General features: G+C 70.9%; 22 protein-coding genes, 1 tRNA gene and 1 pseudogene. 7 read left to right on the forward strand and 17 right to left on the reverse strand.

The genetic code is table 11. The features are described from left to right. Positions 1 to 145: 145 nt before the first annotated feature. Positions 146 to 754 (reverse strand): ANTAR domain-containing response regulator, encoded by a 609-nt coding sequence (locus G401_RS0129385; protein WP_027345295.1) that lies wholly within the window; start codon positions 752 to 754, stop codon positions 146 to 148. Positions 755 to 824: 70 nt separating this feature from the next. On the opposite strand from G401_RS0129385, the gene G401_RS0129390 reads away from it, so the two are divergent. Then, a tRNA-Leu gene (locus tag G401_RS0129390) sits at positions 825 to 908 on the forward strand. A gap of 68 nt (positions 909 to 976) precedes the next feature. Beyond that, a complete protein-coding gene (locus G401_RS0129395; RefSeq protein WP_027345296.1) occupies positions 977 to 2,680 on the forward strand; it encodes a proline--tRNA ligase in 1,704 nt (567 codons plus the stop codon). 905 nt (positions 2,681 to 3,585) lie between these two features. Here G401_RS0129395 and G401_RS0129400 read toward each other — a convergent pair. The 11 genes and pseudogenes from G401_RS0129400 to G401_RS56885 all read right to left on the reverse strand — a co-directional run bounded on the left by G401_RS0129400 (position 3,586) and on the right by G401_RS56885 (position 13,093). Beyond that, complete coding sequence (locus G401_RS0129400; RefSeq protein WP_027345297.1) at positions 3,586 to 4,782, reverse strand: APC family permease; 1,197 nt, start codon at positions 4,780 to 4,782, stop codon at positions 3,586 to 3,588. Positions 4,783 to 4,791: 9 nt separating this feature from the next. After that, complete coding sequence (locus tag G401_RS49280) at positions 4,792 to 5,190, reverse strand: RrF2 family transcriptional regulator (protein WP_051367326.1); 399 nt, start codon at positions 5,188 to 5,190, stop codon at positions 4,792 to 4,794. A gap of 7 nt (positions 5,191 to 5,197) precedes the next feature. Beyond that, positions 5,198 to 5,482 carry a TOBE-like domain-containing protein gene (locus tag G401_RS58685; RefSeq protein ID WP_407636957.1) on the reverse strand — a complete coding sequence of 95 codons (285 nt, stop codon included), beginning with the start codon at positions 5,480 to 5,482 and terminating at the stop codon, positions 5,198 to 5,200. A 30-nt stretch (positions 5,483 to 5,512) separates the two neighbouring features. Further along, positions 5,513 to 6,169 (reverse strand): annotated as a pseudogene (locus G401_RS0129410) (sulfate/molybdate ABC transporter ATP-binding protein); the annotation flags it as partial. After that, complete coding sequence (locus tag G401_RS0129415) at positions 6,169 to 6,957, reverse strand: sulfate ABC transporter permease subunit (RefSeq protein WP_027345299.1); 789 nt, start codon at positions 6,955 to 6,957, stop codon at positions 6,169 to 6,171. The gene G401_RS0129415 and the pseudogene G401_RS0129410, both read right to left, overlap by 1 nt. Beyond that, positions 6,950 to 7,798 (reverse strand): sulfate ABC transporter permease subunit CysT, encoded by an 849-nt coding sequence (gene cysT / locus G401_RS0129420; protein WP_027345300.1) that lies wholly within the window; start codon positions 7,796 to 7,798, stop codon positions 6,950 to 6,952. The genes G401_RS0129415 and cysT overlap by 8 nt, the downstream gene beginning before the upstream one ends. 1 nt (position 7,799) lies before the next feature. Next, positions 7,800 to 8,843 (reverse strand): sulfate ABC transporter substrate-binding protein, encoded by a 1,044-nt coding sequence (locus G401_RS0129425; protein WP_027345301.1) that lies wholly within the window; start codon positions 8,841 to 8,843, stop codon positions 7,800 to 7,802. 671 nt (positions 8,844 to 9,514) lie between these two features. Continuing rightward, entirely contained in the window at positions 9,515 to 9,952 is a 438-nt protein-coding gene (locus tag G401_RS49285; protein WP_051367327.1) for an RrF2 family transcriptional regulator, read from the reverse strand. A gap of 69 nt (positions 9,953 to 10,021) precedes the next feature. Further along, on the reverse strand, positions 10,022 to 10,903 hold the full coding sequence (locus G401_RS0129435) for an acyl-CoA thioesterase (protein WP_027345302.1): 882 nt from the start codon (positions 10,901 to 10,903) through the stop codon (positions 10,022 to 10,024). Between the two features lie 120 nt (positions 10,904 to 11,023). Then, on the reverse strand, positions 11,024 to 12,457 hold the full coding sequence (pyk, locus tag G401_RS0129440; RefSeq protein ID WP_084557744.1) for a pyruvate kinase: 1,434 nt from the start codon (positions 12,455 to 12,457) through the stop codon (positions 11,024 to 11,026). Positions 12,458 to 12,718: 261 nt separating this feature from the next. Beyond that, positions 12,719 to 13,093 carry a YbaB/EbfC family nucleoid-associated protein gene (locus tag G401_RS56885; protein WP_211240874.1) on the reverse strand — a complete coding sequence of 125 codons (375 nt, stop codon included), beginning with the start codon at positions 13,091 to 13,093 and terminating at the stop codon, positions 12,719 to 12,721. Positions 13,094 to 13,189: 96 nt separating this feature from the next. Here G401_RS56885 and G401_RS56890 point away from each other — a divergent pair, with 96 nt between their 5' ends. From G401_RS56890 to G401_RS0129465, 4 genes are read left to right on the forward strand one after another with little or no spacing between them, the layout of a single operon-like run. After that, positions 13,190 to 13,789 carry a hypothetical protein gene (locus tag G401_RS56890; protein ID WP_027345305.1) on the forward strand — a complete coding sequence of 200 codons (600 nt, stop codon included), beginning with the start codon at positions 13,190 to 13,192 and terminating at the stop codon, positions 13,787 to 13,789. Next, positions 13,764 to 14,093, forward strand: a complete 330-nt coding sequence (locus G401_RS0129455; protein WP_027345306.1) for a hypothetical protein — start codon at positions 13,764 to 13,766, stop codon at positions 14,091 to 14,093. The genes G401_RS56890 and G401_RS0129455 overlap by 26 nt, the downstream gene beginning before the upstream one ends. 1 nt (position 14,094) lies before the next feature. Further along, the gene (locus G401_RS0129460) at positions 14,095 to 14,829 is read left to right on the forward strand and encodes a WXG100 family type VII secretion target (RefSeq protein WP_027345307.1); all 735 of its coding nucleotides are present in this window, start codon (positions 14,095 to 14,097) and stop codon (positions 14,827 to 14,829) included. 44 nt (positions 14,830 to 14,873) lie between these two features. Then, on the forward strand, positions 14,874 to 15,971 hold the full coding sequence (locus tag G401_RS0129465; protein WP_211240875.1) for a hypothetical protein: 1,098 nt from the start codon (positions 14,874 to 14,876) through the stop codon (positions 15,969 to 15,971). Here the strand turns inward: G401_RS0129465 and G401_RS49290 are convergent. Then, positions 15,943 to 16,305, reverse strand: a complete 363-nt coding sequence (locus G401_RS49290; protein ID WP_051367328.1) for a hypothetical protein — start codon at positions 16,303 to 16,305, stop codon at positions 15,943 to 15,945. The genes G401_RS0129465 and G401_RS49290 overlap by 29 nt on opposite strands. Positions 16,306 to 16,410: 105 nt before the next feature. Beyond that, complete coding sequence (locus G401_RS53500; protein ID WP_051367329.1) at positions 16,411 to 17,004, reverse strand: TetR/AcrR family transcriptional regulator; 594 nt, start codon at positions 17,002 to 17,004, stop codon at positions 16,411 to 16,413. Positions 17,005 to 17,385: 381 nt separating this feature from the next. On the opposite strand from G401_RS53500, the gene G401_RS0129480 reads away from it, so the two are divergent. Beyond that, entirely contained in the window at positions 17,386 to 17,568 is a 183-nt protein-coding gene (locus G401_RS0129480) for a hypothetical protein (RefSeq protein ID WP_027345309.1), read from the forward strand. A 23-nt stretch (positions 17,569 to 17,591) separates the two neighbouring features. Here G401_RS0129480 and G401_RS0129485 read toward each other — a convergent pair whose 3' ends face one another. The 3 genes from G401_RS0129485 to G401_RS0129495 all read right to left on the reverse strand — a co-directional run bounded on the left by G401_RS0129485 (position 17,592) and on the right by G401_RS0129495 (position 25,272). Then, positions 17,592 to 19,082 (reverse strand): glutamate synthase subunit beta, encoded by a 1,491-nt coding sequence (locus G401_RS0129485; protein ID WP_027345310.1) that lies wholly within the window; start codon positions 19,080 to 19,082, stop codon positions 17,592 to 17,594. Next, positions 19,075 to 23,700: a glutamate synthase large subunit gene (gene gltB, locus G401_RS0129490; protein WP_211240876.1), complete on the reverse strand. Its 4,626-nt coding sequence runs from the start codon at positions 23,698 to 23,700 to the stop codon at positions 19,075 to 19,077. The genes G401_RS0129485 and gltB overlap by 8 nt, the downstream gene beginning before the upstream one ends. 363 nt (positions 23,701 to 24,063) lie before the next feature. Next, the gene (locus tag G401_RS0129495) at positions 24,064 to 25,272 is read right to left on the reverse strand and encodes an FAD-dependent monooxygenase (RefSeq protein WP_027345312.1); all 1,209 of its coding nucleotides are present in this window, start codon (positions 25,270 to 25,272) and stop codon (positions 24,064 to 24,066) included. Positions 25,273 to 25,279: the final 7 nt, after the last annotated feature.

Below are 25,279 nucleotides of genomic sequence, written 5' to 3' on the forward strand. Positions count from 1 at the left end.
CGGCGTGTTTGCCTACCAAGCCGTAATGCAATGGTGGCCGAGGTGATGCGGTCATCTCGGCGAAACAATCTCAACTTAATCAATCAATACGAAAACCCGCAGGTCAGAGACCTACGGGTTGCGTGTTAACAGGTGATGACAGCGCCTACTCAGCGGCCTCGGCGGCAGCCTCTTCGATGATCCGCTCGGCGACCTCCCGCATGGTCATCCGATGGTCCATCGCGGTCCGCTGAATCCACTTGAACGACTGCGGTTCGGTCATGCCGTACTGGGTCATCAGGGCACCCTTGGCCCGCTCGACGGCCTTGCGGGTCTCCAGCCGGTCGGACAATCCGGCCACCTCGGCCTCCAGCGCCGCCACTTCGGCGTGCCGGGACAGCGCGATCTCGATCGAGGGCACCAGGTCCGACTTCTGGAACGGCTTCACCAGGTACGCCATGGCACCGGCCGCGCGCGCCCGCTCGACCAGGTCGCGCTGGCTGAACGCGGTCAGAATGATCACCGGGGCGATCCGGGCGCCGGCCACCTTCTCCGCCGCGGCGAGGCCGTCCATGATCGGCATCTTGATGTCGAAGATGCAGAGATCGGGCTTGAGCTCCTCGGCCAGCCGCACGGCCGTCTCGCCGTCGCCCGCCTCGCCCACGACCTCATAGCCCTCCTCGCCGAGCATCTCGGCGAGGTCGAGCCGGATGAGCGCCTCGTCCTCCGCGATCAGCACCCGCTTACGAGCCGCGCCCGCCTGCACTTCCGTCACCGACAACTCCCAACACCCAGCGAACCCTGTTTCTGCCCCGAAGCCTAGTCGGGTAGAGTGAGCCGTCCGCGCCGGGATGGTGGAATCGGTAGACACCATGGCCTCAAAATCCATTGCCTGAAAGGGCGTGCGGGTTCGAGTCCCGCTCCCGGCACTTTCACCGCTTCGGCCCTGCTTAACTGATGTCCGGTTCGCCGGGACCGTCGGCTAGGCTCGGCGACTATGCGCTGGTCTCAGATGTACGTCCCCACCCTGCGGCAGGACCCCGCCGACGCCGACGCGGTCAGCCACCGGCTGCTGCTGCGCGCGGGCTTCGTCCGACAGCTCATGTCCGGCCACTACAGCCTCCTGCCCATGGCGGTACGCGTACGCGCGAAGATCATGACCGTGATCCGCGAGGAGATGGACCGGATCGGCTCGCAGGAGTTCCTGCTGCCGGCGATGCATCCGGCGGAGATCTGGCACAAGTCGGGACGCTGGGACGTGATGGGACAGGAGATGTTCCGGCTGCGTGACCGCCGGGGAGCCGACCTGGCGCTCGGCATGACGCACGAGGAGATCTTCACTACCCTCGCCGCCGAGCTGCGCTCCTATCGCGAGCTGCCGCAGATGTGGTACCAGTTCCAGACCAAGTTCCGCGACGAGCCGCGGCCGAAGAGCGGTCTGATCCGCGTACGCGAGTTCACGATGAAGGACTCCTACAGCTTCGATCTCGACCAGGCCGGCCTGGACGTGTCGTTCGACAGGCACTACGACGCGTACGTGCGGATCTTCCAGCGGCTGGGCATCGAGGCGATCCCGGTCGAGGCGTCCAACGGCACCATGGGCGGCAGCGACTCCCGGGAGTTCATGTCGCCGTGCGGCGCCGGCGAGGACCTCGTCGTGCACTGCCCCGCCTGCGGGTACGCCGCGAACGTGGAGAAGGCGGCCGCCGCCCTGGCCCCGGTCGAGGACGACGGCCTCCTGGACACCCCGGAGCGTTTCGACACCCCCGGCGTACGCACGATCGACGACCTCGACGTCCGGTTCGGGTTCCCCGGGAACAGGCAGGTCAAGACGCTCGTCTACGTCGTCGACGACCAGCTGACGCTCGTGCTGATGCGCGGCGACCACGCGCTCGTCGAGCAGAAGTTGATCGACGTGCTCGGCGCCGTCGGCGTACGCCCGGCCCATCCGGAGGAGATCCAGTCGGCGCTCGGCGCGCTGCCCGGCAGCCTCGGCGCGGTCGGCGTGACGGGCCTGCCGATCGTGGCGGACGAGGCGCTGCGCGGCCGCCGGGGCATGGCGACCGGCGCCAACATCGACGACGTGCACCTGCGCGGCGTGGACGTGGAACGCGACATCACCGTCGGACGCTGGGCGGACCTGCGCGAGGTCGTCGCGGGCGAGACCTGTGCCCGCTGCGGCGCGACCCTCGAAGTCGTCCGCACGGTCGAGGTCGGCCACATCTTCAAGCTCGGCTACAAGTTCACCGAGTCGCTGGGCGTCAGCGTGCTGACCCAGGACGGCCGGCGGGTGGCCCCGATCATGGGCTCGTACGGCATCGGCGTCGAGCGGGCGCTCGCCGCGATCGTCGAGAGCCACCACGACGAGAAGGGCATCCTCTGGCCGATGGCCACAGCGCCGTTCCACGTGGCGATCGTGCGGCTCGGCCAGGACGAGGCGACCGTGGCCGCCGCCGACACCCTCTACTCCGACCTGCTCGACCGGCGCGTCGAGGTCATCCTCGACGACCGCGAGGAGCGGCCGGGCGTGAAGTTCAGCGACGCCGAACTGGTCGGCTTCCCGCTGCGGGTCACGGTCGGAGCGCGCGGGCTCGCCGAGGGCACGGTGGAGATCACGGTCCGCGCGAGCGGCGAAACCACCAAGGTCCCGGTCGCGGAGGCCGCCAACCACCTGGCCGCGCTGGTCCGCGCCGCCCTCTGACCCCGCCATGTGCTTTGTCGCGACTATCCGATTTGCACGGACGGTCGCGGCCGGACTTGGTGACGGTCGCGGCCGGACTTGGTGACGGTCGCGGCCGGACTTGGTGATCGTTTACGGCCGAGGTGTGAAAACGGCCCCTTGATGCATGATCGTTGACGGTCCTGGAGCACGCTGACCGGCTCCGGCTACACCTGAGGCGTAAATGATCATGCAGATCGGCTCGGATTGACACCTCAGCCGTAAATGATCAAGGACTCCGCGCCTCCGGCCCACATGACGGAAGATCGTTCTCGCGTCATGGGCTCCGGCCGAGGACGGGGCGGCGCGCGCTTGATCGACAGCGGCTGCGATGTTAAAACCCGCCCCTGTCCCAAGATCCAGGGCGCCCCAGATGTAGGAAATCGGCCCATAGCGACATCCCAGCCGCAATGGATCGAGGAACAGGCCCGAAAACTACATCCCAGCCGCGAACGATCACCCACCAGCCGATCCACCCGATCGCCATATCGGACAGTCGCGACAAAGTCCGGGGTAAAGAGCCGCGTCACCCATAGCGGGTCGCCGATGATCGCGCCGAACTCCTTGATCATGTAACCCTGTTCCGGCAAGAAAACGCTCTCCTGCCGATATGGCGTTACATGATCAAGGCGCAGCCACCCCCATCGCCGGAATGGCGCTACATGATCATGGCGTCGGGCACAGGACCCGCCGGCAACCGATACCCATATCGGACAGTCGCGACAAAAGCCGGGTTGAAGGGGTGAACCAGCGACCGGACGACGGTGATGGATGCCTCGCCCCACTCAGCTGGCAGTGGAGGCCCCCCAGGGCCGGAACGGTCTCCCGCGGGAGGAGCGGAGGTGAGATCGACGAACCCGGGAACAAAAGATCTTGATAAAAGATTCTCAAGCCCTTGATCTCAGCCGAACGACGCGATAGACAAGGCCGACGGCGTAGACCCCCACCCCGGCCAGGATCGCCGGCAGCGGCAGCGTCACGACCAGCACCACGCAGCCGAGCGCGCCGAGCACCTGCCAGAAGCGGGCGTAGAGGCGGTCGGTCTGCGTGAACGCGGCCAGGTTCGCGACCAGGTAGTAGACCAGCACGCCGAACGACGAGAATCCGATCGCCCCGCGCAGGTCCACCGTCAGCACGAGTGCGCAGACCACCGCGCCGAGTACCAGCTCCGCGCGGTGGGGCACCTGGTACTTCTCGTGCACCGCGGCGAGGTACCGCGGCAGGTCGCCGGTCCGGGCCATCGCCAGCGTCGTGCGCCCCACTCCCGCGATCAGCGCCAGCAGCGCGCCGAGGGACGCGAGTGCCGCGCCGATCGTCACGATCACCGACGGGTACGCGTCGTGCAGCGGGGCGGTGGACGTCGCGAGCGCGTCGGCGCCGAGCGCGTGCAGGACGGCCACGCCGACGAACGCGTACACGATGACGGCGATGCCCAGCGCGATCAGGATCGCCCGGGGGATCGTGCGGCGCGGTTCGCGTACCTCCTCGCCCATGGTCGCGATCCGCGCGTAGCCCGCGAACGCGAAGAACAGCAGGCCCGCCGACTGCAGCACGCCGTAGGCACCGTGCACCTGCCCCGCCGGCGCCCCGGGGGCACGCAACCCGGCCGCCGTCACCACCGCGAGCACCACCAGCACCGCGGCGACCAGGATCCGAGCCAGTTTCGCCGTACGCGTGACCCCGCGGTAGTTGACCGCCACCAGTCCCGCCACGGCGGCCACGGCCACGGGACGTTCCCAGCCGGCGGGGGCGGCGTACGCGGCGAACGTCAGCGCCATGGCCGCGCAGGAGGCCGTCTTGCCGACGACGAAGCCCCAGCCGGCGATGAAACCCCACCAGTCGCCGAGGCGTTCGCGTCCGTACACGTAGGTGCCGCCGGACGTCGGGTACTGCGCGGCCAGCTGCGCCGACGCGGTCGCGTTGCAGTACGCGACGATCGCGGCGATCCCGAGGCCGGCCAAGAACAGCGGTCCGGCCGCCCGGGCGGCGGGCGCGAAGGAGGCGAAGACGCCTGCGCCGATCATGGAGCCGAGGCCGATGACGACGGCGTCGAGCGTGCCGAGCCGGCGGGCGAGGGTGGTCACGCCGCCGAGTCAACCAGACGTGCTCTCACACCCCGACAACAGATCGGCGATCGAAACCTCGTCCAGTACGCGCAGGGTCGCGTCGTCGGCCGCTCCCCACAACGTGCTCAGCCGCTCGCCCAGCGGGTCCGCGCGGCGGGGCGCGGGCGGTCCCGGCGGGTCGAGGACGCGCCGGACGTCGGCCAGCGTGATCTGGTCCGGCGGGCGGCTGAGCGCGTACCCGCCGTAGTGGCCGCGCTGGGCCCGGACCAGGTTGGCCCGGCGCAGCTCGGCCAGCACGTCGTAGAGGTACGGCCGGGGGATGCCCGCGTCCCGGGCGAGGGTGGCCGCCTTCGCCGGTGCGGGCGCCGACCGGGCCAGGCCGAGCAGCGCCCGCACCGCGTAGTCGACGCGGGCCGGCAGGGTCATGCCGGGATCACACCGTGAGCGAGAGCGCCGACGGGATCGCCCGCAGGTGGACGGTGTCCCCCGTACGCAGCCGCAGCCCTTCGGCGGTCCCCCGGGTCACCTGCACCCAGACGTCCTCCGGGTCCTCGGCCGCGGAGCGGGCCTGGAGCTCGACGCGTACCTCGAAGCCCAGGTGGACGATCCGGTTCACGGTCGCCTCGACGGTCCCGGGCTCGGGCGAGGTCGCGATGTCGATGTCGTGCGGCCGGACCAGCCGCCCGTCCAGCCGGGTCACCGGGCCGAGGAAGCTCATCACGAACGGGCTCGCCGGCTCGTCGTAGAGCTGCTGCGGCGTACCGGCCTGCTGCACCTGCCCGTCGGCGAGCACGACGATCGAGTCCGACACGTCCATCGCCTCCTCCTGGTCGTGCGTCACAAAGACGGTCGTCACGTGCACCTCGTCGTGCAACCGCCGCAGCCACGTACGCAACTCCTTGCGTACCTGGGCGTCGAGGGCGCCGAAGGGCTCGTCGAGGAGCAGCACCTCGGGCTCGACCGCGAGCGCCCGGGCGAGCGCCATGCGCTGGCGCTGGCCGCCCGACAGCTGCGCGGGATAGCGGTCGCGGAACTGTTCCAGGTGCACCAGCTGCAGCAGCTCGTCGACCCGCTTGCGGATCTCGGCCTTGGGGCGCTTGCGGATCTCCAGGCCGAACGCGACGTTGCGGAACACGCTCATGTGCTTGAACGCGGCGTAGTGCTGGAAGACGAAGCCGACGTTGCGCCGCTGCGGGGACAGCCGCGTCGCGTCCACACCCGAGATCGTGACCGTGCCCGCGTCCGGCGTCTCCAGGCCCGCGATCACCCGCAGCAGCGTGGACTTGCCGCCGCCGCTCGGGCCGAGCAGCGCGGTCAGCGAGCCGGAGGTGATGTCGACGCTCACGTCCTTCAGGACCGGGGTGCTGCCGAACGACTTGGAGACGTCGCGTACTTCGATGGCCATCAGTTGCCCTCCTTCGGGCGAAGGACTCGGGTGATCAGGAGCGTGGCGACGGCCACGAGTGCGAGCAGCGAGGCGGCGGCGAAGGCGGTGAGTACCTCGTAATTGAGGTAGCGCTCCTCGACGAACAGGGTCAGCGTCTGCGTCTCGCCGACGATCTTGCCGGACACCACCGCCACGGCGCCGTACTCCCCCAGCGCCCGCGCCAGGCAGAGCACGATCCCGTAGCCGAGCGCGCCGCGGATGCCCGGCACCGTGATCCGCCGGAACGTCGCCCAGCCGCCGGCGCCGAGCGTACGGGCGGCCTGCTCCTGGTCGTCGCCCATCTGCTCCAGCACCGGCACGATCGCGCGGACGACCAGGGGCAACGACACGAACACGGTCGCCAGGACCATGCCCGGGACCGAGAAGATCACCTGGATGCCCGCCGTCTCCAGCCAGCCGCCGACCGTCGAATATTTCCCGTACGCGAGGATCAGCGCGAGCCCGACGACGACCGGCGACACGGCGAGCGGCAGGTCGATGAGGGCGTTGAGCAGCCGCTTGCCCGGGAATTCCCGGCGGACGAGCAGGATCGCGGCGCCGACGCCGAAGACCGTGTTGAGCACGACCGCCCAGATCGCGACCTCGACGGTGACCCGCATGGCGTGCAGGGCCTCCTCGGAGGTGAGCGATTCGATCACCGGGGCGAGCCCGTCGGCGAACGTCCGCCAGCCGATCAGCCCGATCGGCAGGATCAGCAGGAACAACAGGTACGCGAGCGCGACCAGGCGCAGAATCCACTTAGCCACGACGCGACCCCCAGCGCTGCAGCAGATCGAGGACGACGAGGACCAGGAACGAGACGACGAGCAGCGCGGTCGAGACGGCCGCCGCCGACGCGGTGTCGTCGCCCTCGATCCGGCCGAAGATGTTGACCGCGGCGACCTGGGTCTGGAACGGCAGGTTGCCGGAGAGCAGGACGGTCGAGCCGAACTCGGCGATCGCCCGGGTGAAGGCGAGCCCGGCCCCCGAGACCATCGCGGGCACCAGGTTCGGCAGGATGATCCGCCGGAACGTCAGCCCCGGCCCGGCCCCCAGCGAGTACGCGGCCTGCTCCATGTCCCGGTCGAGTTCCTGCAGGACCGGCTGGACCGTGCGTACGACGAAGGGAAGGGTGACGAACAGGAGCGCGACCACCACCCCCGCCCGCGTGTACGCGAGGTTCACGTGCAGCGGGCTGGTGACGCCGTACAGCGCGAGGAGCACGAGGCCGGCGACGATCGTGGGCAGCGCGAACGGCAGGTCGATGAGGGCGTCGACGACGCCTTTGCCCCAGAACCTGTCGCGGACCAGGACCCAGGCGATCACCGTGCCCATGACGACGTTGATGATCGCGACCAGGGCGGACGCGCCGAGGGTGAGCTTGAGGGCGGCCCAGGAATCGGGCGTGGTGACCGCGGACCAGAACGCCTGCGGGCCGCCCTCGACGCCGCGCCAGGCGACGGCGGCCAGCGGGAACAGCACGATCAGGCTGAGGTAGAGGACGGCGAGGCCGAGGCCGAGCCCGGGGCTCTTGGGTCCCCGGACGCGGGCCGAGCCCGGTGCCTTGGTGGCACCGGGCGCGGCCGTCCTGTCGAGGGTGGCGGTCATGCTATTTCGCTGATGCGCTCGGGGACGCGGCGACCGTGGCGACGCCGTGCTTCTGCTCGATCGCCGTGACCAGGCCGGTCTTCGTGTCGAAGAACTTCTTGGTCACGTCGGTCCAGCCGCCCAGGTCCTTGATGGTGAACAGGCCCGAAGGGGTCGGGAAGTTCACGCCGCCGGTGTCGACGCCCTGCACCGTCGGCCGGTACCCGTTCTGCGCGTAGATCTTCTGGCCGTCGGCCGAGAAGAGGAAGTCGAGGAACGCCTTGGCCTCAGTCGGGTGCTCGGAGTTCTTGGTGACCGCGATCGGGTTCTCGATGAGGATCGTCGAGTCCGGGATGGTGTAGTCGACGGCCTGCCCGTGCTGCTGGGCGAAGATCGCCTCGTTCTCGTACGAGATGAACGCGTCGCCCTTGCCGCCGGTGAACGTCTGCAGCGAGGCGCGGCCGGACGAGTCCTGCACCGGGACGTTGGAGATCAGCTTGTCCAGGTAGTCGAGGCCGGCCTGCTGGTCGGCGCCCTTGTTCGACTTCGCGCCGTAGCCGGCGAGGATGTTCCACCGGGCGCCGCCCGACGTGAACGGGTTCGGCGTCAGCACCTCGACACCCGGCTGCACCAGGTCGTCCCAGGTCTTGAGGTTCTTCGGGTTCCCCTTGCGGACGCCGATGACGGCGACCGAGTCCGTGACGAAGCCGTTGGTGGCGTTCTTGTTCCAGTCGTCGGCGACCAGACCGGCCGTGACCAGGCGGGTGACGTCCGGCTCCAGCGAGAAGGCCACGATGTCGGCCTTCAGGCCGGCCGCGACGGCGCGGCTCTGGTCGCCGGAGGCGCCGTAGGACTGCTTGAACTTCACGTTCTTGCCGGCGTCGGTCTTCTGGAAGGCCTTGATCAGCGCCTCGTACGCCGCCTGCGGAGTCGAGTACGCCACCAGCGAGAGCGTCACCTCCGGCTTGTCCCCGGCGCCGCTGCCGGAGTCCTTCGAGCAGCCGGCGAGGCCGATCGCCGCGACCGCGAGGGCGGCGATGCTCGCCGCGACACGTGCCCTACCCATCGTCATCCCCACTATCCCTACCATCCATATATTCCCTACTGACTTACTAGGCATTGAGTTTGGCATGAGGCGGGGAAATCCGGAAGATGGCCGAACGGGTGACTCAGGTCACGGGTACATCAAGATCTTCTCTAAGATCAATTCGTCCCGGGTCGCTACAGGCCGGTTTTCTACATCTCAGCCGCTGTGGATCACGCTAAGCCGTCTGGCCGACCGCTGTGGCCCGGGATGCGGGAACGATCTTCTACGATGCGGCACTGATCCTGTTTTCGTGATCATTTACGGCTGGGGTGTAAATCCGGCCGGATCTGCATGATCATTTACGCGTCAGGTGTAGCAAAAGCCGGTCAACGCGCTCCAGAACCGTAAACGATCATGCATCGGGCGGCCTTTTCCGCACCTCAGCCGCAAACGATCACCCCGCCGGCCGTCGACTGGCCACACAAGCCGGACAGGCGCGACAAAGGCCGGGCCGACCCAAGCCGGGCGGGGTTTGGTTGGGGGTAAACGGTGACCGGACGACGGCGGACGATGCTTCGCCCCACTCAGGTGGCAGTGGAGGCCCCCCAGGGCCGGAACGGTCTCCCGCGCGAGGAGCGGAAGTGAGATCGACGAACCCGGGACAGTATTTTGATCCGAACTTGATCTTGAAATTGATCTCGAACTAAAGATCAGAAAGGCAGGGACCCGCTCGCCAGGTGCTCGAACGTCACCTGCTCCAGCATGGTGCGCTCCTGCGCCTCCACCGCGATCCAGACCTTCTGCAGGGTCTGGGCCGGGCCCTGGTAGCCGAGATCGGCCGGCAGCTGGCCGCGCACCTGTGACAGCGGGCCGTCGATGATCTCGATGACGGCCGCCAGGGTGATCTCCGACGCGGGCCGGGCGAGCCAGTAGCCGCCCTCGGGGCCGCGCTGCGCGTTGACCACGCCGCCGCGGCGCAGCTGCAGCAGGATGCTTTCCAGGAACTTCGGCGGGATCTCCTGCGCCTTGGCTATCCGCTCGGAGGTGATCGGGAAGTCCGCCGGGGGCTTGCCGGCCAGGACCGGCTCGACGGAGGCGAGCTCGATCACGGCACGGATCGCGTAGTCCACGCGGGCGGAGAGGCGCACATGAACAACTTTATCCGACCGTTGTCCGTGTTCCCACGCGCTCCGGGGCATCTTAGGGGCCAGCGTCCGCTAGTGGACTTTCCGGAGAAGTCCCTCCTGGACCGCGGTGGCGATGTGCCGGCCCTCGACGTCGATCATCCGGCCGGTCGCCAGGCCGCGCGCGCCCGAGGCCGACGGGGACCAGCAGTCGTAGAGGAACCACTCGTCCGCCCGGAAGGGCCGGTGGAACCACAGCGCGTGATCCAGCGACGCGCCGATCACCCCGCCCGGCCCCCACACTTCGCCGTGCACCGACAGCACCGAGTCGAGCAGGGTCAGGTCGGAGGCGTACGTGAGGGCGCAGGCGTGCACCAGCGGGTCCTCGGGCAGCTTGCCGTCGATGCGCATCCAGACCCGCTGGTGCGGATCGGGCTGCCGGGTGCCGGGCCGGACCCAGCCGGGCTCGCCGACGTAGCGTACGTCGAGGGGGCGCGGGATGGTCTGCCACAGTTCGGCCCGCTCCGGGTAGGGCGTCAGCCGGTCCAGCATCGTCGGCAACCCGTCCGGGCCGGGCACGTCGTCGGGGCCGGGCGCGTGGTGGTCCAGCCCGGACTCCTCGATCTGGAACGACGCCGACATCAGGAAGATCGGCTTACCGTCCTGGATCGCGACGGTACGCCGGACCGAGAACGACCGGCCGTCCCGGATGACCTCGACGGCGTACTCGATGGGCTGGCGGGGGTCGCCGGCGCGGACGAAGTACCCGTGCAGGGAGTGCACGCGCCGGGACTCCTCGACGGTCCGCCCGGCGGCACACAGCGCCTGCGCCGCGACCTGTCCGCCGTAGACGCGGATGGGCAGCTCGGCCGGGCTGTGGCCGACGAACCGCAGGTCGTCGACGCGGTCGAGGTCCAGCAGCTGCACGAGGTGGTCCACGGCCGCCTGACCGGTCACCGGATCATTGGTGCTCACCAGCGGAGACTACCGGCCGGTAGGGCCTTTCCGGGTTTCCGCACGGTGTCCGCTGTGCCACACACGCCGAACGGGGCACCCGGTGTGATCCGGATGCCCCGTGGACGCGTACGCGCCGAATCAGCGGCCGATGTGGCCGGTCAGCGACCCGAGCGGGTGCAGGCGCAGCGTGTTCGTCGAACCGGGCGTGCCGGGCGGCGAACCGGCCACGATGACCACGACGTCGCCGGGCTTGCCGCGGCCGAGGCCCAGCAGCGCCTGGTCGACCTGGCGGAACATGTCGTCGGTGTGGTGCACGAACGGCACGAGGAACGTCTCAACGCCCCAGGACAGCGCCATCTGGTTGCGCGCGTGCTCCTCCGGGGTGAACGCCAGCAGCGGCAGTTCGCAGTGCAGCCGGGCGAGGCGCCGGACGGTGTCGCCGGTCTGCGTGAAGGCGACCAGCGCCTTGGCGCCGACGGCCGAGGCGATGTTCGCCGCCGCGACCGTCAGGGCACCGCCGCGGGTACGCGGGTCGTGCTGCAGCCGCGGTACGCCGAGCGGCAGCGCCTCCTCGGTGGTCTCGATGATCTTGGCCATCGTGGCGACGGTCAGCACCGGGAACTTGCCGACGCTCGTCTCGCCGGACAGCATGACCGCGTCGGCGCCGTCGAGCACCGCGTTGGCGACGTCGGACGCCTCCGCGCGGGTCGGCCGCGAGTTCTCGATCATCGAGTCGAGCATCTGCGTCGCGACGATGACCGGCTTCGCGTACTCCCGGCAGAGCTGGACGGCCCGCTTCTGCACGATCGGGACCTGGTCCAGCGGCATCTCGACGCCGAGGTCGCCACGGGCGACCATCACCGCGTCGAACGCGTTGACGATCTCCTCCAGGCGGGCGACCGCCTCGGGCTTCTCGACCTTGGCGATGACCGGCCGGTAGACGTTCTCCTCGGCCATGATCTCGTGGACGAGCTTGATGTCGTCGGGCGAGCGCACGAACGACAGCGCGATCCAGTCGACGCCCAGGCGCAGCGCGAACCGCAGGTCCTCGGCGTCCTTCTCGGAGAGCGCGGGCACCGAGACGGCCACGTTCGGCAGCGAGACGCCCTTGTTGTTGCTGACCATGCCGCCTTCGACGACCCGGCACTTGATGTCGTGGCCATCCACGCCGATGACCTCGACGGCGACCTTGCCGTCGTCGATGAGCAGGCGGTCACCCGCCTTCACCTCTTCGGGCAGCCGCTTGTAGGTGCACGACACCCGGTCCTTGGTGCCCTCGATGTCGTCGCTGGTGATGGTGACGGTGTCACCGGTACGCCACTCGTGCGGGCCGTCGACGAACCGGCCGAGCCGGATCTTCGGGCCCTGGAGGTCGGCGAGGATCGCCACCGCCACGCCCGCCGCCCGCGCCTGCCGGCGCACCTGCTCGTAGACGGCCTCGTGGTCGGCGTGGTCGCCGTGGCTGAAGTTGAGGCGGGCCACGTTCATGCCCGCGTCGATGAGGCCCTTGAGCCGCTCCGGGCTGCTGGTAGCGGGGCCGAGGGTACAGACTATTTTCGCGCGGCGTGTCACGGTGACCGAGCCTAGCGCTTTCCACTGGGACCATGACAGCCGGGCTACAGCCTTTAACCCACGTTAACCTGGGATCTTTATAGTTGTCCGCCCCGCCGAACCGCCCGGTGAGCGGCATCGGCCCGGTCCGCCGGTTCCCGCCCGGCGGCGCACTTCGTGCCATCTTAGAGGCTTTCCCGGCAGCACTGCTTTCCCAGCCGGCTCAGCGATTTCTGCGTTTCCTGCGGCTCAGCTCTTTCTGCGGCTCAGCTTTTCTGCGGCTCAGCGTTCCAGGCGGCGGGTCATCTCGTTCAGGCGCTCGGTCAGCTCGTCGATCCGCGCCACGCCCCGCTCGTACTCCTCGTCGCCGGGCGGCGGCAGCTCCGTGGCCATCAGCTTGCCGGCCTCCTGCGCGTACGCGTTCTGGGCGGCGGTGATCGCGGAGCGGACGGACCGGCCGAGGCGCTCCGCCCCGCCGCCGAGCGCCCGGGGATCCAGGCGCAGGTCGAGCACCCGCCCGCCGGCCCCCGTACGCGCCACGACCAGTCCGTCGGGTGACCGCCCCTCGCAGCTGAGGTCGGCCAGCCGGGCCTGCAGCGCGCGCAACCGCTCGACCTGATGCAGGGCATAGGCGGCCAAGTCATCCAGGTTCTTCACTTCATCCATCCGCGTTTCCCCCTCCCCGCCGGGAGTTGTCCACAGCTCGAAGACAGACCATAGCCAGTGCCGCCGAACCGTGCCAGGATTCCCGATGTGCCTGACGCATCGACCGACACGATCGCCCGTGACGCCGCGGGCGTCCTGGGTCCGGGCGAGGAACTCGGGGCGGCCGCCGTCATCACCCGTATCGATCCCGGTGCCACCGGTCCCGTCGACGCGCGCGCGGAACTCGGCGCCGCCGCCACCCGGGTCCTGACGCTGGGCCTGCTCGGCGGGCACACGCAACTGCTGCGCCTGGCCGGCTTCGGCAGGGCCGTCGACGGTCCGGCCGGTTCGACCGCGGCGACGCTGCACGAACTCATCACCGAGGCGTCGTGGGCCAAGCTGGTGGTCACGGACCGGCGCGTGATCGTCGCACGCGGCGAACTCGTCGAGCACCAGCGCCAGGCGCCGGGGCACTACGAGTTCTCCGTCGTCGGCTGGGTCGCGCGTACCGCGGTGACGGGGGCCCGGCCGGCGCCACGGGGGCTGCTGCGCCGCGGGCGGATCGTCGTGTCCTGCGCCGACGGCTCCGCGGTCGCCGTGAACCTGCTCCGCAGGCAATCGTCCACAGTGCTGGCCGCGCTGGGTGGACAACCGAACACGAGGACAAGCGACGGGAGGACCCGTGACGACCGACACGACCAAGGTTGACACCACCAAGGTCGCCCTGCGGGCGCTGACCGCGTACCACCAGGCGGCGCAGGACATCTCGGAAGGTTTCGAGCGCGCCCGGCAGGTGCTGGCCGACACGGACGTCACCGCCGGCAGTTTCGGCCTGCTCCAGGAGGCGCACGGGCTGCACGACCGGTACGCCGAACGCTGCGACGAGGGGCTGAACGCGCTGCGCGACGGGCGGGACGTCTTCGACGCGCTGGCCGAGGCGATGGAGTCGATCCGGTCGGCGTACCGCGATGCCGACCAGGCCGCCGCGGCGCGATTCGGCGGAGGTGACTGAGATGCCCCGCTCCGAACCCGGCGTCGAGCGCATCGCCGAATGGCTGTCCCCGGCGGGGGCCGCGCTGCACGTCATCCAGCCCATCGTCGAGTTCCTCGCCGACCCGCTCGACGCGGTCACCGGCGACCCGGCCGCGCTGCGCGACAAGGCGCAGGCCTGGCGCAAGGCGGCCGACGAGGTCCACGATCTCGTCGGGGTGGAGGTCGGCGCGCGGGCGAAGCTGATGGCCTCGTGGGAGGGCCCCGCCTCCGAGGCGTTCAACCGCGAACTCGACCAGCTCGCCACCAGCCTCGAGCAGATCGTCGGGCACTTCCAGCAGACGGCCGACCTGCTGGAGCAGACCGCCACCGGCGCCGAGCAGGCCGAGGAGCTGGTCGTGCGCATCATCAAGGAGCTCGTCGCCTGGCTGATCGCCACGATCCTCGTCGCCCTCGCGTCCTCGTGGGCCACGCTCGGCGCGTCCGTCGCCGCCGGCACCAGCGCCGGCTGGAGCGCGTCGGCCGCCGCCGCGAGCCGGTGCGCCACCATCGCCGCCAAGCTCGCCGGGCTGCTCCGGGCGGCCGAGGCGTTCCTGCGGAAGATGAGCGACTTCGCCCAGGCGTACCCGCTGACGAAGATCAAGGCCATGGGGATCGGCAAATGGGCCCGGTCGAGCCTCGCCACCGGGGAGGGATACCAGGCGATCGCCTCGAACTGGGTGATCAAGGCAGCCGTGGATCGGCCGGCGCTTTTGTGACATCCTGCTGCGCTGTGAGATGCGTGATGGGAATGTCAGTACGCGTGGCGGCACGTATGTCGGCACTCGTGCTGGCGCTGGCGGTCGCCGCCTGCGGGTCCACCGCTCCGACCGCAGCCGGTCCCGATGCCGTGGGCCCGAACGCTGCGGGCCCGAACGCTGCGGGACCTGATGCCGCCGGCTCGAGCACTGCCGGGCCGAGTACTTCCGCGTCGGCGGGGATCGGGGCGGCGGCCACTGCCGCACCCAGTGCCTCCACCGGTGCCGGCCCAGGACAGGGTTCCTGCGACGGCTTTCCCGCGGACAACATCTGGCGCGCCGACGTCTCCCGGCTGCCCGCCGACCCCGCCTCCGCGCGGTACATCGCCTCGATCGGGACGGCATCCGGCGTACACGCCGACTTCGGCAGCGGCACGTGGGACGGCGGCCCGATCGGCATCCCCGTCACGACCGTCCCGGCTGGACAGAAGAGCTCCACTGTCCGGTTCGCGTACGCCGGCGAGAGCGACAAGGGCCCGTATCCGATCCCGGCGGGCGCGGCGATCGAGGGCGGCCCGCAGGCGGACGGGGACCGGCACGTCGTCCTGCACGATCCGGTGGCCTGCAAGGTCTACGAGCTGTTCGCCGCCGAGCACCGGTCCGACGGCTGGCACGCCGGTTCCGGTGCGGTCTTCGACCTCCGCTCGGACCGGCTGCGCCCGGCCGGGTGGACCTCCGCCGACGCGGCCGGGCTGTCGATCTTCGCCGGGCTCGTCCGCTACTCCGAGGTCGCGTCCGGCCACATCGACCACGCGATCCGGGTGACGGTGCCGAGATCGCGTACGTCCTATGTGTGGCCGGCCCGGCACGCGGCCGGCCAGTCCGCCGACGCCGCCCTGCCGCCGATGGGCCTGCGGCTGCGGCTGAAGGCGGGCGTCGACGTCTCGAAGCTGCCGAAGCAGGCGCGGATCGTGGCCGAGGCGATGAAGAAGTACGGCCTGATCGTCGCGGACAACGGCTCGCCCTGGTACATCTCCGGCACGCCGGACTCCCACTGGGACAACGACGCCCTGCACGCCCTGGGCGGGCTGACCGGCTCGGACTTCGAAGCGGTCAACGTGTCGACGCTGATGGTCAGCGCGAACTCGGCCGCGGCGCGCTGACCGGGCCGCCCGGCGCCGTCGCTTCCCCGGCCTCCGGCGCGGCACCGACGGGCGGCTTGCGGCCGAACGCGCCCGGCCCGGCGTGGAAGAGGCCCATCGCCAGGACCCCGGCCGCGATCGCCGCGACGGCCGGCAGCGGATGCGTCGCCGGATGGGCGAAGTAGCCCGCGACGGCGGCGAGGACGAACATCAGCCACCCGGCGACCAGGTTCACGACCGGCCCGTAGCCGAACGCGCTCGGATACGTCTCGCGCGTGATCCCCCGGACGAAGTGCGGTACGCCGTTCGCGCCGAACACCCCGGCGAGGAACGCGAGCGTGATCGTCTGTCCCATGTGGTCACTCTCCTGTCAGCCGGCCAGGACGCCGGCGGGCTGACTGCTCGTGGGCTGACTGTCGTGGGCTGACATCATGCGGGGCTGGGATCGCCGGGGCCGGCATCACGCGGGGCCGACGTCACGCAGCCCGCGCGTCACCAGGTCGATCAGTTGACGCAGCCGGCGGCGGACCTCGTCCGGTGGCACCGGTTCCTGGCCGATCCCCGGCAGCCCGTCGACCAGGACGAGGGCGGCGTCCCGCGCGGAGATCACGGTCCCCACCCCGGGCAGCCCGTCGGCGGCCTCGGCGAGCAGGCCCTCGACCTCGGCCAGGTGCCGGTCGTGGAAGTCGGCCACGAGATCGCCGACGACCTCCTTGGCCTCGGCGAACAGTTCCGCACGGAACTCCGGCTGGATCGATGTCGCGACGAGGTCGAGTTTCGGGGCGAGAGCCGCGTACAGGCGGTCGGCGACGGGGCCACGGTCGTGCCGGGCTCGGGCGGCCGCCGCCACGACCTCGGCCGCGAGGCGCTCGCCGAGGGCCCGGAACACGGCCTCCTTGCCGCCGAAGTACTGGTAGACCGCCGGGCGGGAGAATCCGGCCGCCTGGGCTATCTGATCCATCGAGGTACGCCGGAATCCGTAGCGCCCGAAGACGCCGAGCGCCGCGGTCAGGATCCGCTCCCTGCGTTCGTCGGCCGCCACCGTGCTGGACATACTGACAATCTATGCTTGATTTGTCAGATCGTCAAAGGGATCCCCGGGAAGGCCGACGATCAAGAACGCGCCTCCCGGATGACGGCCGAGGCCAGGGCGGCCGTACGCGCGGCTCCCGCTGCCGGCCCGCCGCCCCGGCCTGACCATTCTCGCGACCTCGGCGGACACGACCGCCGGAGCCGGAGCCGAAGTCGGAGCCGGAGCCGAAGTCGGAGCCGAAGCCGGAGCTGAAGTCGCTGCCGAGCCGGGGGCTGGGTCGAGGGCTGGGGCTGGGGCTAGTGCTGGACCTGGCGAGCACGTCCGGGGCCGGGGCGCCACCGAGGTCTATCCCGGCCATGATCCCGCCGCCCTCGCCCAGGCGACCTGGCCGTCGAGACGGTCATGGGCACGACCCACCTGATCTCCGGGACCTTGCCGACCCTGGCGGGACTGGTCGTCGACGGGACGATACCGGACCCGGTCACGCGTACCCGCACGCCGACCGGGGCAGTGGCGGCCTACGCCGACCTCGCGGCCGGCCGCCACTCCCCGGGAAGGACCGTGATCATGATCAATGAGTCATGATCGCACAGTGAGCAGGGGCCCGCTCAGATCGCGGCGAGCGGGCGGGACGACGGGCGTACCGGGGCGGGCAGGGTTCCCGTTCCGCCCAGGTACGCGTGGATCGCCGCCGCGGCCGACCGCCCCTCGGCGATCGCCCAGACGATGAGCGAGGCGCCCTTGTGCGCGTCGCCCGCGACGAAGACGCCGGGCGTGCCCGTCTGCCAGTTCTCGTCGGCCTCGACCGTGCCGCGGTCGCTGCGCTCCAGCCCGAGCTGGGCGAGGGCGGGCAGCGCGTCGGTCCCCTCGAAGCCGATCGCGAGCAGCACCAGGTCCGCCGGGATCTCCCGCTCGGAGCCGGGCACCTGCGTCACGACACCGCGGCCGTTCACCCGCTCGACCACGACATCGGCGAGGACGATCGCGCGTACCGCGCCGGTGCCGTCGTCGACGAAGCGCTGGACGGCCACCGAGAAGACGCGGTCGCCGCCCTCCTCGTGGGCCGCGTAGTTGCGCAGGACCCAGGGCCAGGTCGGCCACGGGTCCCGGCCCTCGTCGCGTACGCCGGGCGGCAGCGGGTAGCGGTCGAGCTGGGTGACCGACACGGCGTTCTGGCGGTGGGCGACGCCGAGGCAGTCCGCGCCGGTGTCGCCGCCGCCGATGATGACGACGTGCTTGCCCTCGGCGGTGATCTCCGGAGCGGTGACCTCGCCTGTGACGAACTCGCCGGCGACGAAACGGTTGGACTGCACCAGGTGGTCCATCGCGAGGTGGATGCCGCGCAGCTGCCGGCCCTCGGTCTGCGGGGTGTCCCGGCCGGCGAGCGCGCCGGTGGCCAGCAGGACCGCGTCGAAACCGGCCCGCAGCTGGTCGGCGGTGACGTCGACGCCGACGTCCACCCCGGTGCGGAAGACGACGCCCTCCGCGACGAGCTGCTCGACCCGGCGGTCGACGTGCCGCTTCTCCAGCTTGAAGTCCGGAATGCCGTAGCGCAGCAGGCCGCCGGGGCGGTCGTCGCGCTCGAACACGGTCACGGCGTGACCGGCCCGGGCCAGCTGCTGGGCGGCGGCGAGCCCGGCGGGGCCGGAGCCGACCACGGCCACGGACCGGCCGGACGGCTCGGGTGCCGGCTGCGGCGTGACGAGCCCGTCGGCGAACGCGTGGTCGATGATGGACACCTCGACCTGCTTGATCGCCACCGGGTCGTCGCCGATGCCGAGGACGCACGCGGCCTCGCACGGCGCCGGGCACAGCCGCCCGGTGAACTCCGGGAAGTTGTTCGTGGCGTGCAGGGACTCGACCGCCGACGCCCACGATCCCGTACGCACGAGGTCGTTCCAGTCCGGGATCCGGTTGCCGAGCGGGCAGCCGTCGTGGCAGAACGGGATGCCGCAGTCCATGCACCGGGTCGCCTGCTCGCGTACCAGGTTGTCGCCGGCCGGCGGGTAGACCTCGTTCCAGTCGAGGATGCGTACCGGGACCGGGCGCCGGTCCGGCAGCCGCCGGCCGAAGCGCAGGAATCCACTCGGATCAGGCACGGGACACCTCCATGACCGCCGCGTCGACGTCACGGCCGGCTGCCTCGGCGGTCCGCATGACTTCCAGAACCTTCTTGTAGTCGCGCGGGACGACCGCCGTGAACCGGCTGACGGCCTCGGACCAGTCCGCGAGCAGCTTCTCCGCCACGGCCGAACCGGTCTCCGCGTAGTGGTTCTCGACGAGTGCGCGCAGCTGGAAGCTGTCCTCGGATCCCACCGGGTCCAGGTCGACCAGCTCCCGGTTGACCAGCTCCGGCTCCAGGTCCAGCACGTACGCCGTACCACCGCTCATGCCGGCCGCGAAGTTGCGCCCGGTCGGGCCGAGCACGACGACCGTGCCGCCGGTCATGTACTCGCAGCCGTGGTCGCCGACGCCCTCGACGACCGCCGTGGCGCCCGAGTTGCGTACGGCGAACCGCTGGCCGGCCTGCCCCCGCAGGAAGACCTCGCCGGACGTCGCTCCATAGAGGACGGTGTTGCCGGCGATGACGTTGGCCTCGGCCGCGTACGGCGCCGTGGCGTGCGGCCGGACGATCAGGCGGCCGCCCGACAGCCCCTTGCCGACGTAGTCGTTGGCGTCGCCGTAGAGCCGCAGCGTCACGCCGCGCGGCACGAACGCGCCGAACGACTGCCCCGCCGTACCGGTGAGCGTGATCGAGATCGTGTCGTCGGGCAGGCCCCGGCCCCGGTACCGCCGGGCCACCTCGCCGCCCAGCATGGCGCCGACACTGCGGTGCTCGTTGCGTACGCCGATCGCCGCGGTCACCTTCGTGCCGTTCTCCAGCGCCGGGGCGGCCAGCACGAGCAGCTCGTTGTCGAGCGACTTCTCCAGCTGGTGGTCCTGGGCGCGGGTCCGGCGCAGCGCGGCGCCGGCCGGGATCTCGGGCTGGTACAGCACGCCGGTCAGGTCGACGCCCTGGCCCTTCCAGTGGTCGACCGCCGGCACGAAGTCCAGCAGGTCGGCCCGGCCGACGGCCTCGTCGATGCTGCGCAGGCCCAGGCTCGCCAGGAGCTCGCGTACCTCCTGGGCGAGGAAGCGGAAGAAGTTCTCGACGAACTCCGGCTCGCCCGCGTAGCGCTCGCGCAACCGCGGGTTCTGCGTCGCGATGCCGACCGGACAGGTGTCCAGGTGGCAGACGCGCATCATGATGCAGCCCGACACGACCAGCGGCGCGGTCGCGAAGCCGAACTCCTCGGCGCCGAGCAGCGCCGCCACCACGACGTCGCGGCCGGTCTTGAGCTGGCCGTCCACCTGCACCGTCACCCGGTCGCGCAGGCCGTTGAGCAGCAGCGTCTGCTGCGTCTCGGCCAGGCCGAGCTCCCACGGCGTACCCGCGTGCTTGAGGCTGTTGAGGGGCGACGCGCCGGTGCCGCCGTCGTGGCCCGAGATGAGGATGACATCGGCCTTGAGCTTCGCGACGCCCGCGGCGACGGTGCCCACGCCGGTCTCACTGACCAGCTTCACGTGTACGCGCGAGGCCGGGTTGACGCTCTTGAGGTCGAAGACGAGCTGCGCGAGGTCTTCGATGGAGTAGATGTCGTGGTGCGGGGGCGGCGAGATGAGACCGACCCCGGCGGTGGCGTGCCGGGTCTTGGCGATCCACGGCCACACCTTGTTGCCGGGCAGCTGCCCGCCCTCGCCGGGCTTCGCGCCCTGCGCCATCTTGATCTGCAGGTCGTCGGCGTTGACCAGGTACTCGGTCGTGACGCCGAACCGGCCGGAGGCGATCTGCTTGACCGCCGAGCGGCGCTGCGGGTCGTAGAGGCGCTCGACGTCCTCGCCGCCCTCGCCCGTGTTCGACTTGCCGCCGAGCCTGTTCATCGCGATCGCGAGCGTCTCGTGCGCCTCGGCCGAGATCGAGCCGTAGCTCATCGCGCCGGTCGCGAACCGCCGGACGATCTCCGCGACCGACTCGACCTCCTCGACCGGGATCGGCTCGGCCGCGGCCTTGAAGGAGAACAGGCCGCGCAGCGACGCGCCCTTCGCCGACAGCGCGTTGACCTTGCCGGTGTACTCGCGGAAGACCTTCTCCTGGCCCGAGCGGGTGGCGTGCTGGAGCAGGAAGACCGTCTCCGGGTTGAACAGGTGCACCTCGCCCTCGCGGCGCCACTGGTACTCGCCGCCGACCTCCAGTCGCCGGTGGGCCTGCTCCGCCGCGTTCTGCGGGTACGCGACCGCGTGCCGCACGGCCACCTCGGCGTGGATGCCGGCCAGCCCGATGCCGCCGATGAGCGACTTGGTGCTGGTGAAGTAGCGGTCGACGAGCCGCAGGTCGAGGCCGACCGCCTCGAAGACCTGGGCGCCGCAGTAGGACGAGACCGTCGAGATGCCCATCTTGGACATGATCTTCAGTACGCCCTTGTTCAGCGCCTTCACGTAGTTGCGGACGGCCTTCTCCGGGGTGACCCCGGGCAGCGCGCCCTCGCGGATGAGGTCTTCGGCGCTCTCGAAGGCGAGATACGGGTTCACCGCGGCCGCCCCGTACCCGATGAGCACGGCGGCGTGGTGCACCTCCCGGCAGTCGCCGGACTCGATGATCAGCGCCACCTGCGTACGCGTCTGCTCCCGGATGAGGTGCTGGTGCACCGCGGCCGTCAGCAGCAGCGACGGGATCGGGGCGAGGTCGGCGGTGGAGTCGCGGTCGGACAGCACCAGGATCCGGACGCCGTCCTCGATCGCCTCGGAGACGTGCCGGCAGATCTCGGTGAGCCGGGCCTTGAGCCCCTGCTCGCCGTCGCGCAGCGGGTACAGGCCGGAGACCCGCACGGCCTGGTAGCCGGGCATGTCGCCGTCCTCGTCGATCGACAGGATCTTGGCCAGCTCGTCGTTGTCGATGACCGGCGACGGCAGCACGATCTGCCGGCAGCTGGCCGGGCCCGGGTCGAGCAGGTTGCCCTCGGGGCCGATCGTCAGCGACAGGCTGGTCACCATCTCCTCGCGGATCGCGTCCAGCGGCGGGTTGGTGACCTGCGCGAAGATCTGCTGGAAGTAGTCGTAGAGCAGCCGCGGGCGCTGCGACAGCGCGGAGACGGGCGTGTCGGTGCCCATCGAGCCGAGCGGCTCCGCACCGGACCGGGCCATCGGCCCGACGAGGATCTTGAGCTCCTCCTCGGTGTAGCCGAAGGTCTGCTGGCGGCGCTGCACCGAGTCGTGCGTGTAGACCTGGTGGTCCCGCTCCGGCAGCGACTCCAGGTGGATGAGGCCGGCGTGCAGCCACTCGGCGTACGGGGCCGCGGCGGCGAGCTCGCTCTTGATCTCGTCGTCCCCGACGACCCGGCCCGAGGCCGTGTCCACGAGGAACATCCGGCCGGGCTGCGAACGGCCCTTGGCCACGACGGTCGCCGGGTCGAGGTCGAGCATGCCCGACTCGCTGCCGAACACGACGAGGCCGTCGGAGGTCAGCGACCAGCGCCCGGGGCGCAGGCCGTTGCGGTCGAGCACGGCGCCGACCACGGTGCCGTCGCTGAACGCCACGTCGGCGGGGCCGTCCCACGGCTCCATCAGGCTCGCGTGGAAGCGGTAGAACGCCTTGCGCGCCGCGCCCTCCGGGGTGGCCGCGAGGGAGGCGTCGTTCTCCCACGCCTCCGGGATCATCATGAGCACGGCGTGCGGCAGGCTGCGGCCGGCCATGTGCAGCAGCTCGAGGACCTCGTCGAAGCTCGCCGAGTCCGAGGCGTCCGGCGTGGCGATCGGGAACAGCCGCCGGATGTTGCCCGGGATGAGCGGGCTGGCCAGCAGCGACTCGCGCGCCTGCATCCAGTTCTTGTTGCCCCGGATCGTGTTGATCTCACCGTTGTGGGCGATGAACCGGTACGGATGCGCCAGCGGCCAGCTCGGGAAGGTGTTCGTCGAGAACCGGGAGTGCACCAGCGCGATCGCGCTGTCGACCCGCTCGTCGTGCAGGTCCGGGAAGAACGTGTTCAGCTGGTCGGGCGTGAGCATGCCCTTGTACACGACGGTCCGGCCGGACAGCGACGGGAAGTACGTCGGCACGCCCCGCTCACGGGTCTCCCGCTCGGTCTGCTTGCGGACGCAGAACATCACGCGGTCGAGGTCCATCCCGCTCAGCGGCGTACCGTCGCTCAACCGGTGGGCGGCCATGAAGACCTGGCGGATGCGCGGCCGGGCCCGCTCCGCGGTCGCGCCGAGGCCCCGCGGCCGCACCGGCAGCTCGCGCCAGCCCAGGATCTCCGCGCCCTCGACGAGCGCGTACTTCTCCAGGACGGTCAGCGCCCGCGCCTCGTCGGCCCCGTTGGTCGGCAGGAACACCAGGCCCGTCGCGTACTCGCCGGCGGGCGGCAGCTCGAATCCCGCGCCCTCCTCGGCCAGGATCGCCCGGTAGAAGGCGTCCGGCAGCTGCAGCAGGATGCCCGCGCCGTCGCCCGTCTCCGGCTCCGCGCCGCGGGCGCCGCGGTGGTCCAGGCGTACGAGCGCGGCCAGGCCCTTCTCGACGACGTCATGGCTGCGGCGGCCGTGCACGTCCGCGACGAACGCGACACCGCAGGCGTCCTTCTCGTTGGCAGGGTCGTACAAACCCTGCGGCGCCGGCAGGCTCATGCCGGGCAGGGTCGAAGGGCGCGGCTGCTGCTCGCTTGCGCGGGGGGACGGGTACGCCACATCGGCCTCCTGTCGTCGTCGTTTGCGAGGGTGGGAATCCGGCCGGCCTGGGTTGCACAGGCTTGCAGTTACAGGCGCTGCCGGTCAGCTCGCTGATGTGGGCATCGGGACGACATCGGCCCTGGGGGTTCTCCGCCGGGTCGGCAACCCGGTCCGCCCTGTGGGGCCTGACCGGCGGCCGGTCGCGGGACCAGCCTTGCCGCAAGTATTACTCGGTTTTCGTTACCCGGTTCTGACGCGGAGTGAAAGTGAGTCTACGTTAACTCCCCCGTCATTCCGCCAGACACAGATAGATCACACGTCCACCTGGTGAGATAGGGGAGATTTCCGACAGGTCCGTTCTGACACCCGTGCGGGAACCGCCTATTTGGGCGGGAACCAGTTCACCGCTTCGCCGCGGGCACGATCGAGCACGCGTGTGGACAGTACGCCGAACGCCGCGTCCCGGGCCCGCGTACCGAGGCGGCCGCGGGGGGCGAGAACGGCACCGACCCGGCGCGTCTGGCGGGCCACGGCCGCGCTGCGCGGTACGCGGGCCCGCGAGTACGCGTGCACGGCCGCCCGCAGCCCGTCGCCCGGCTGCGTGCCGTTGGCCAGGGTGACCAGCGTCGCCACGTCCTCGAAGGCGAGGCAGGCGCCCTGGGCCAGGTGGTGGGCCATCCCGTGGGCGGCGTCACCGGCGAGGATCACCCCGCCCGTCCCGGCGGCCAGGCCGAACTCGGTCAGCACCGGGCTGATCTCGCGGCCGTCGTGCTGGACGAGGTCGCCCGGCTCGGTCGCGGCCAGCAGCTCCGACACCGGCGCCGGCCACCGCTCGAACCACCGCCGCAGCAGGGCCAGCTGGGTCGCGGGCGCTTCGGGCCGGGCCGCCCCGGCGACGGTCGCCTGCCAGTAGATGCCGCCCCGGCTGGACGCGCCGGCCGAACCGCGGTCGCCCAGCGAGGCCGCCACGAACCGGTACTCGCCGCCGAGGATCTCGGCCCCGAGCGTGACGTCCGGCCCCAGCATCGGCGCCCGGTACCACGGGATCACGGCCCGCCAGGCCGCGTACCCGCTGGAGACCACGGCCGCCTCGGGTGCGATCGCGCGGCGTACCGCCGACTGGACGCCGTCGGCCCCGATGACCAGGTCGGCCTCCCAGCTGCTGCGCCCGTCGGTGACCGCCGGGCGCTCCCCGGGCGCGGTCCGGACCTGGGTGACCGTGATGCCCGTCCGGACGTCCAGCGTGGCCGTCAACCGGGCGATCAAGGCGTCGTGCAGGTCTTCCCGGTGCACCACGACCGGGGACACCCGGGGCGAGAGCGCGGCGGCGGCACCGGGCTGGACGAGCCAGCTGCCGTCCGACCGGCGTACGCCGCCCTGCGGAACAGCCGTCGCGATCGAGTCCAGCCCGTCGGCCAGCCCGAGCGACCGCAGCGCGCGTACGCCGTTGGGCCAGATCAGCAGCGCGGCCGGGTCGGCACGCAGCCGATCACCCTGTTCGAGCAGCGTGACCCGCCACCCGTTGCGAGCGAGCGCCCCGGCCGCGGCGAGGCCGCCGACGCCGGCTCCGACCACCACCGCCTGCCCCATGGGGAAC

Origin of the sequence: Hamadaea tsunoensis DSM 44101, from assembly GCF_000428945.1 — a bacterium.
GTDB classification, from domain to species: Bacteria; Actinomycetota; Actinomycetes; order Mycobacteriales; family Micromonosporaceae; genus Hamadaea; species Hamadaea tsunoensis.

Excerpts from the sequence above, each read along its gene's own strand:
- G401_RS0129395 (WP_027345296.1), top strand. The coding sequence starts at position 977 with ATGCGCTGGTCTCAGATGTACGTCCCCACCCTGCGGCAGGACCCCGCC.
- G401_RS49280 (WP_051367326.1), bottom strand. The coding sequence starts at position 5,190 with ATGACCCTGCCGGCCCGCGTCGACTACGCGGTGCGGGCGCTGCTCGGC.
- G401_RS58685 (WP_407636957.1), bottom strand. The coding sequence starts at position 5,482 with ATGAGCTTCCTCGGCCCGGTGACCCGGCTGGACGGGCGGCTGGTCCGG.
- cysT (WP_027345300.1), bottom strand. The coding sequence starts at position 7,798 with ATGACCGCCACCCTCGACAGGACGGCCGCGCCCGGTGCCACCAAGGCA.
- G401_RS0129425 (WP_027345301.1), bottom strand. The coding sequence starts at position 8,843 with ATGGGTAGGGCACGTGTCGCGGCGAGCATCGCCGCCCTCGCGGTCGCG.
- G401_RS0129460 (WP_027345307.1), top strand. The coding sequence starts at position 14,095 with ATGCCCCGCTCCGAACCCGGCGTCGAGCGCATCGCCGAATGGCTGTCC.
- G401_RS49290 (WP_051367328.1), bottom strand. The coding sequence starts at position 16,305 with ATGGGACAGACGATCACGCTCGCGTTCCTCGCCGGGGTGTTCGGCGCG.
- G401_RS53500 (WP_051367329.1), bottom strand. The coding sequence starts at position 17,004 with ATGTCCAGCACGGTGGCGGCCGACGAACGCAGGGAGCGGATCCTGACC.
- G401_RS0129480 (WP_027345309.1), top strand. The coding sequence starts at position 17,386 with ATGGGCACGACCCACCTGATCTCCGGGACCTTGCCGACCCTGGCGGGA.
- G401_RS0129495 (WP_027345312.1), bottom strand. The coding sequence starts at position 25,272 with ATGGGGCAGGCGGTGGTGGTCGGAGCCGGCGTCGGCGGCCTCGCCGCG.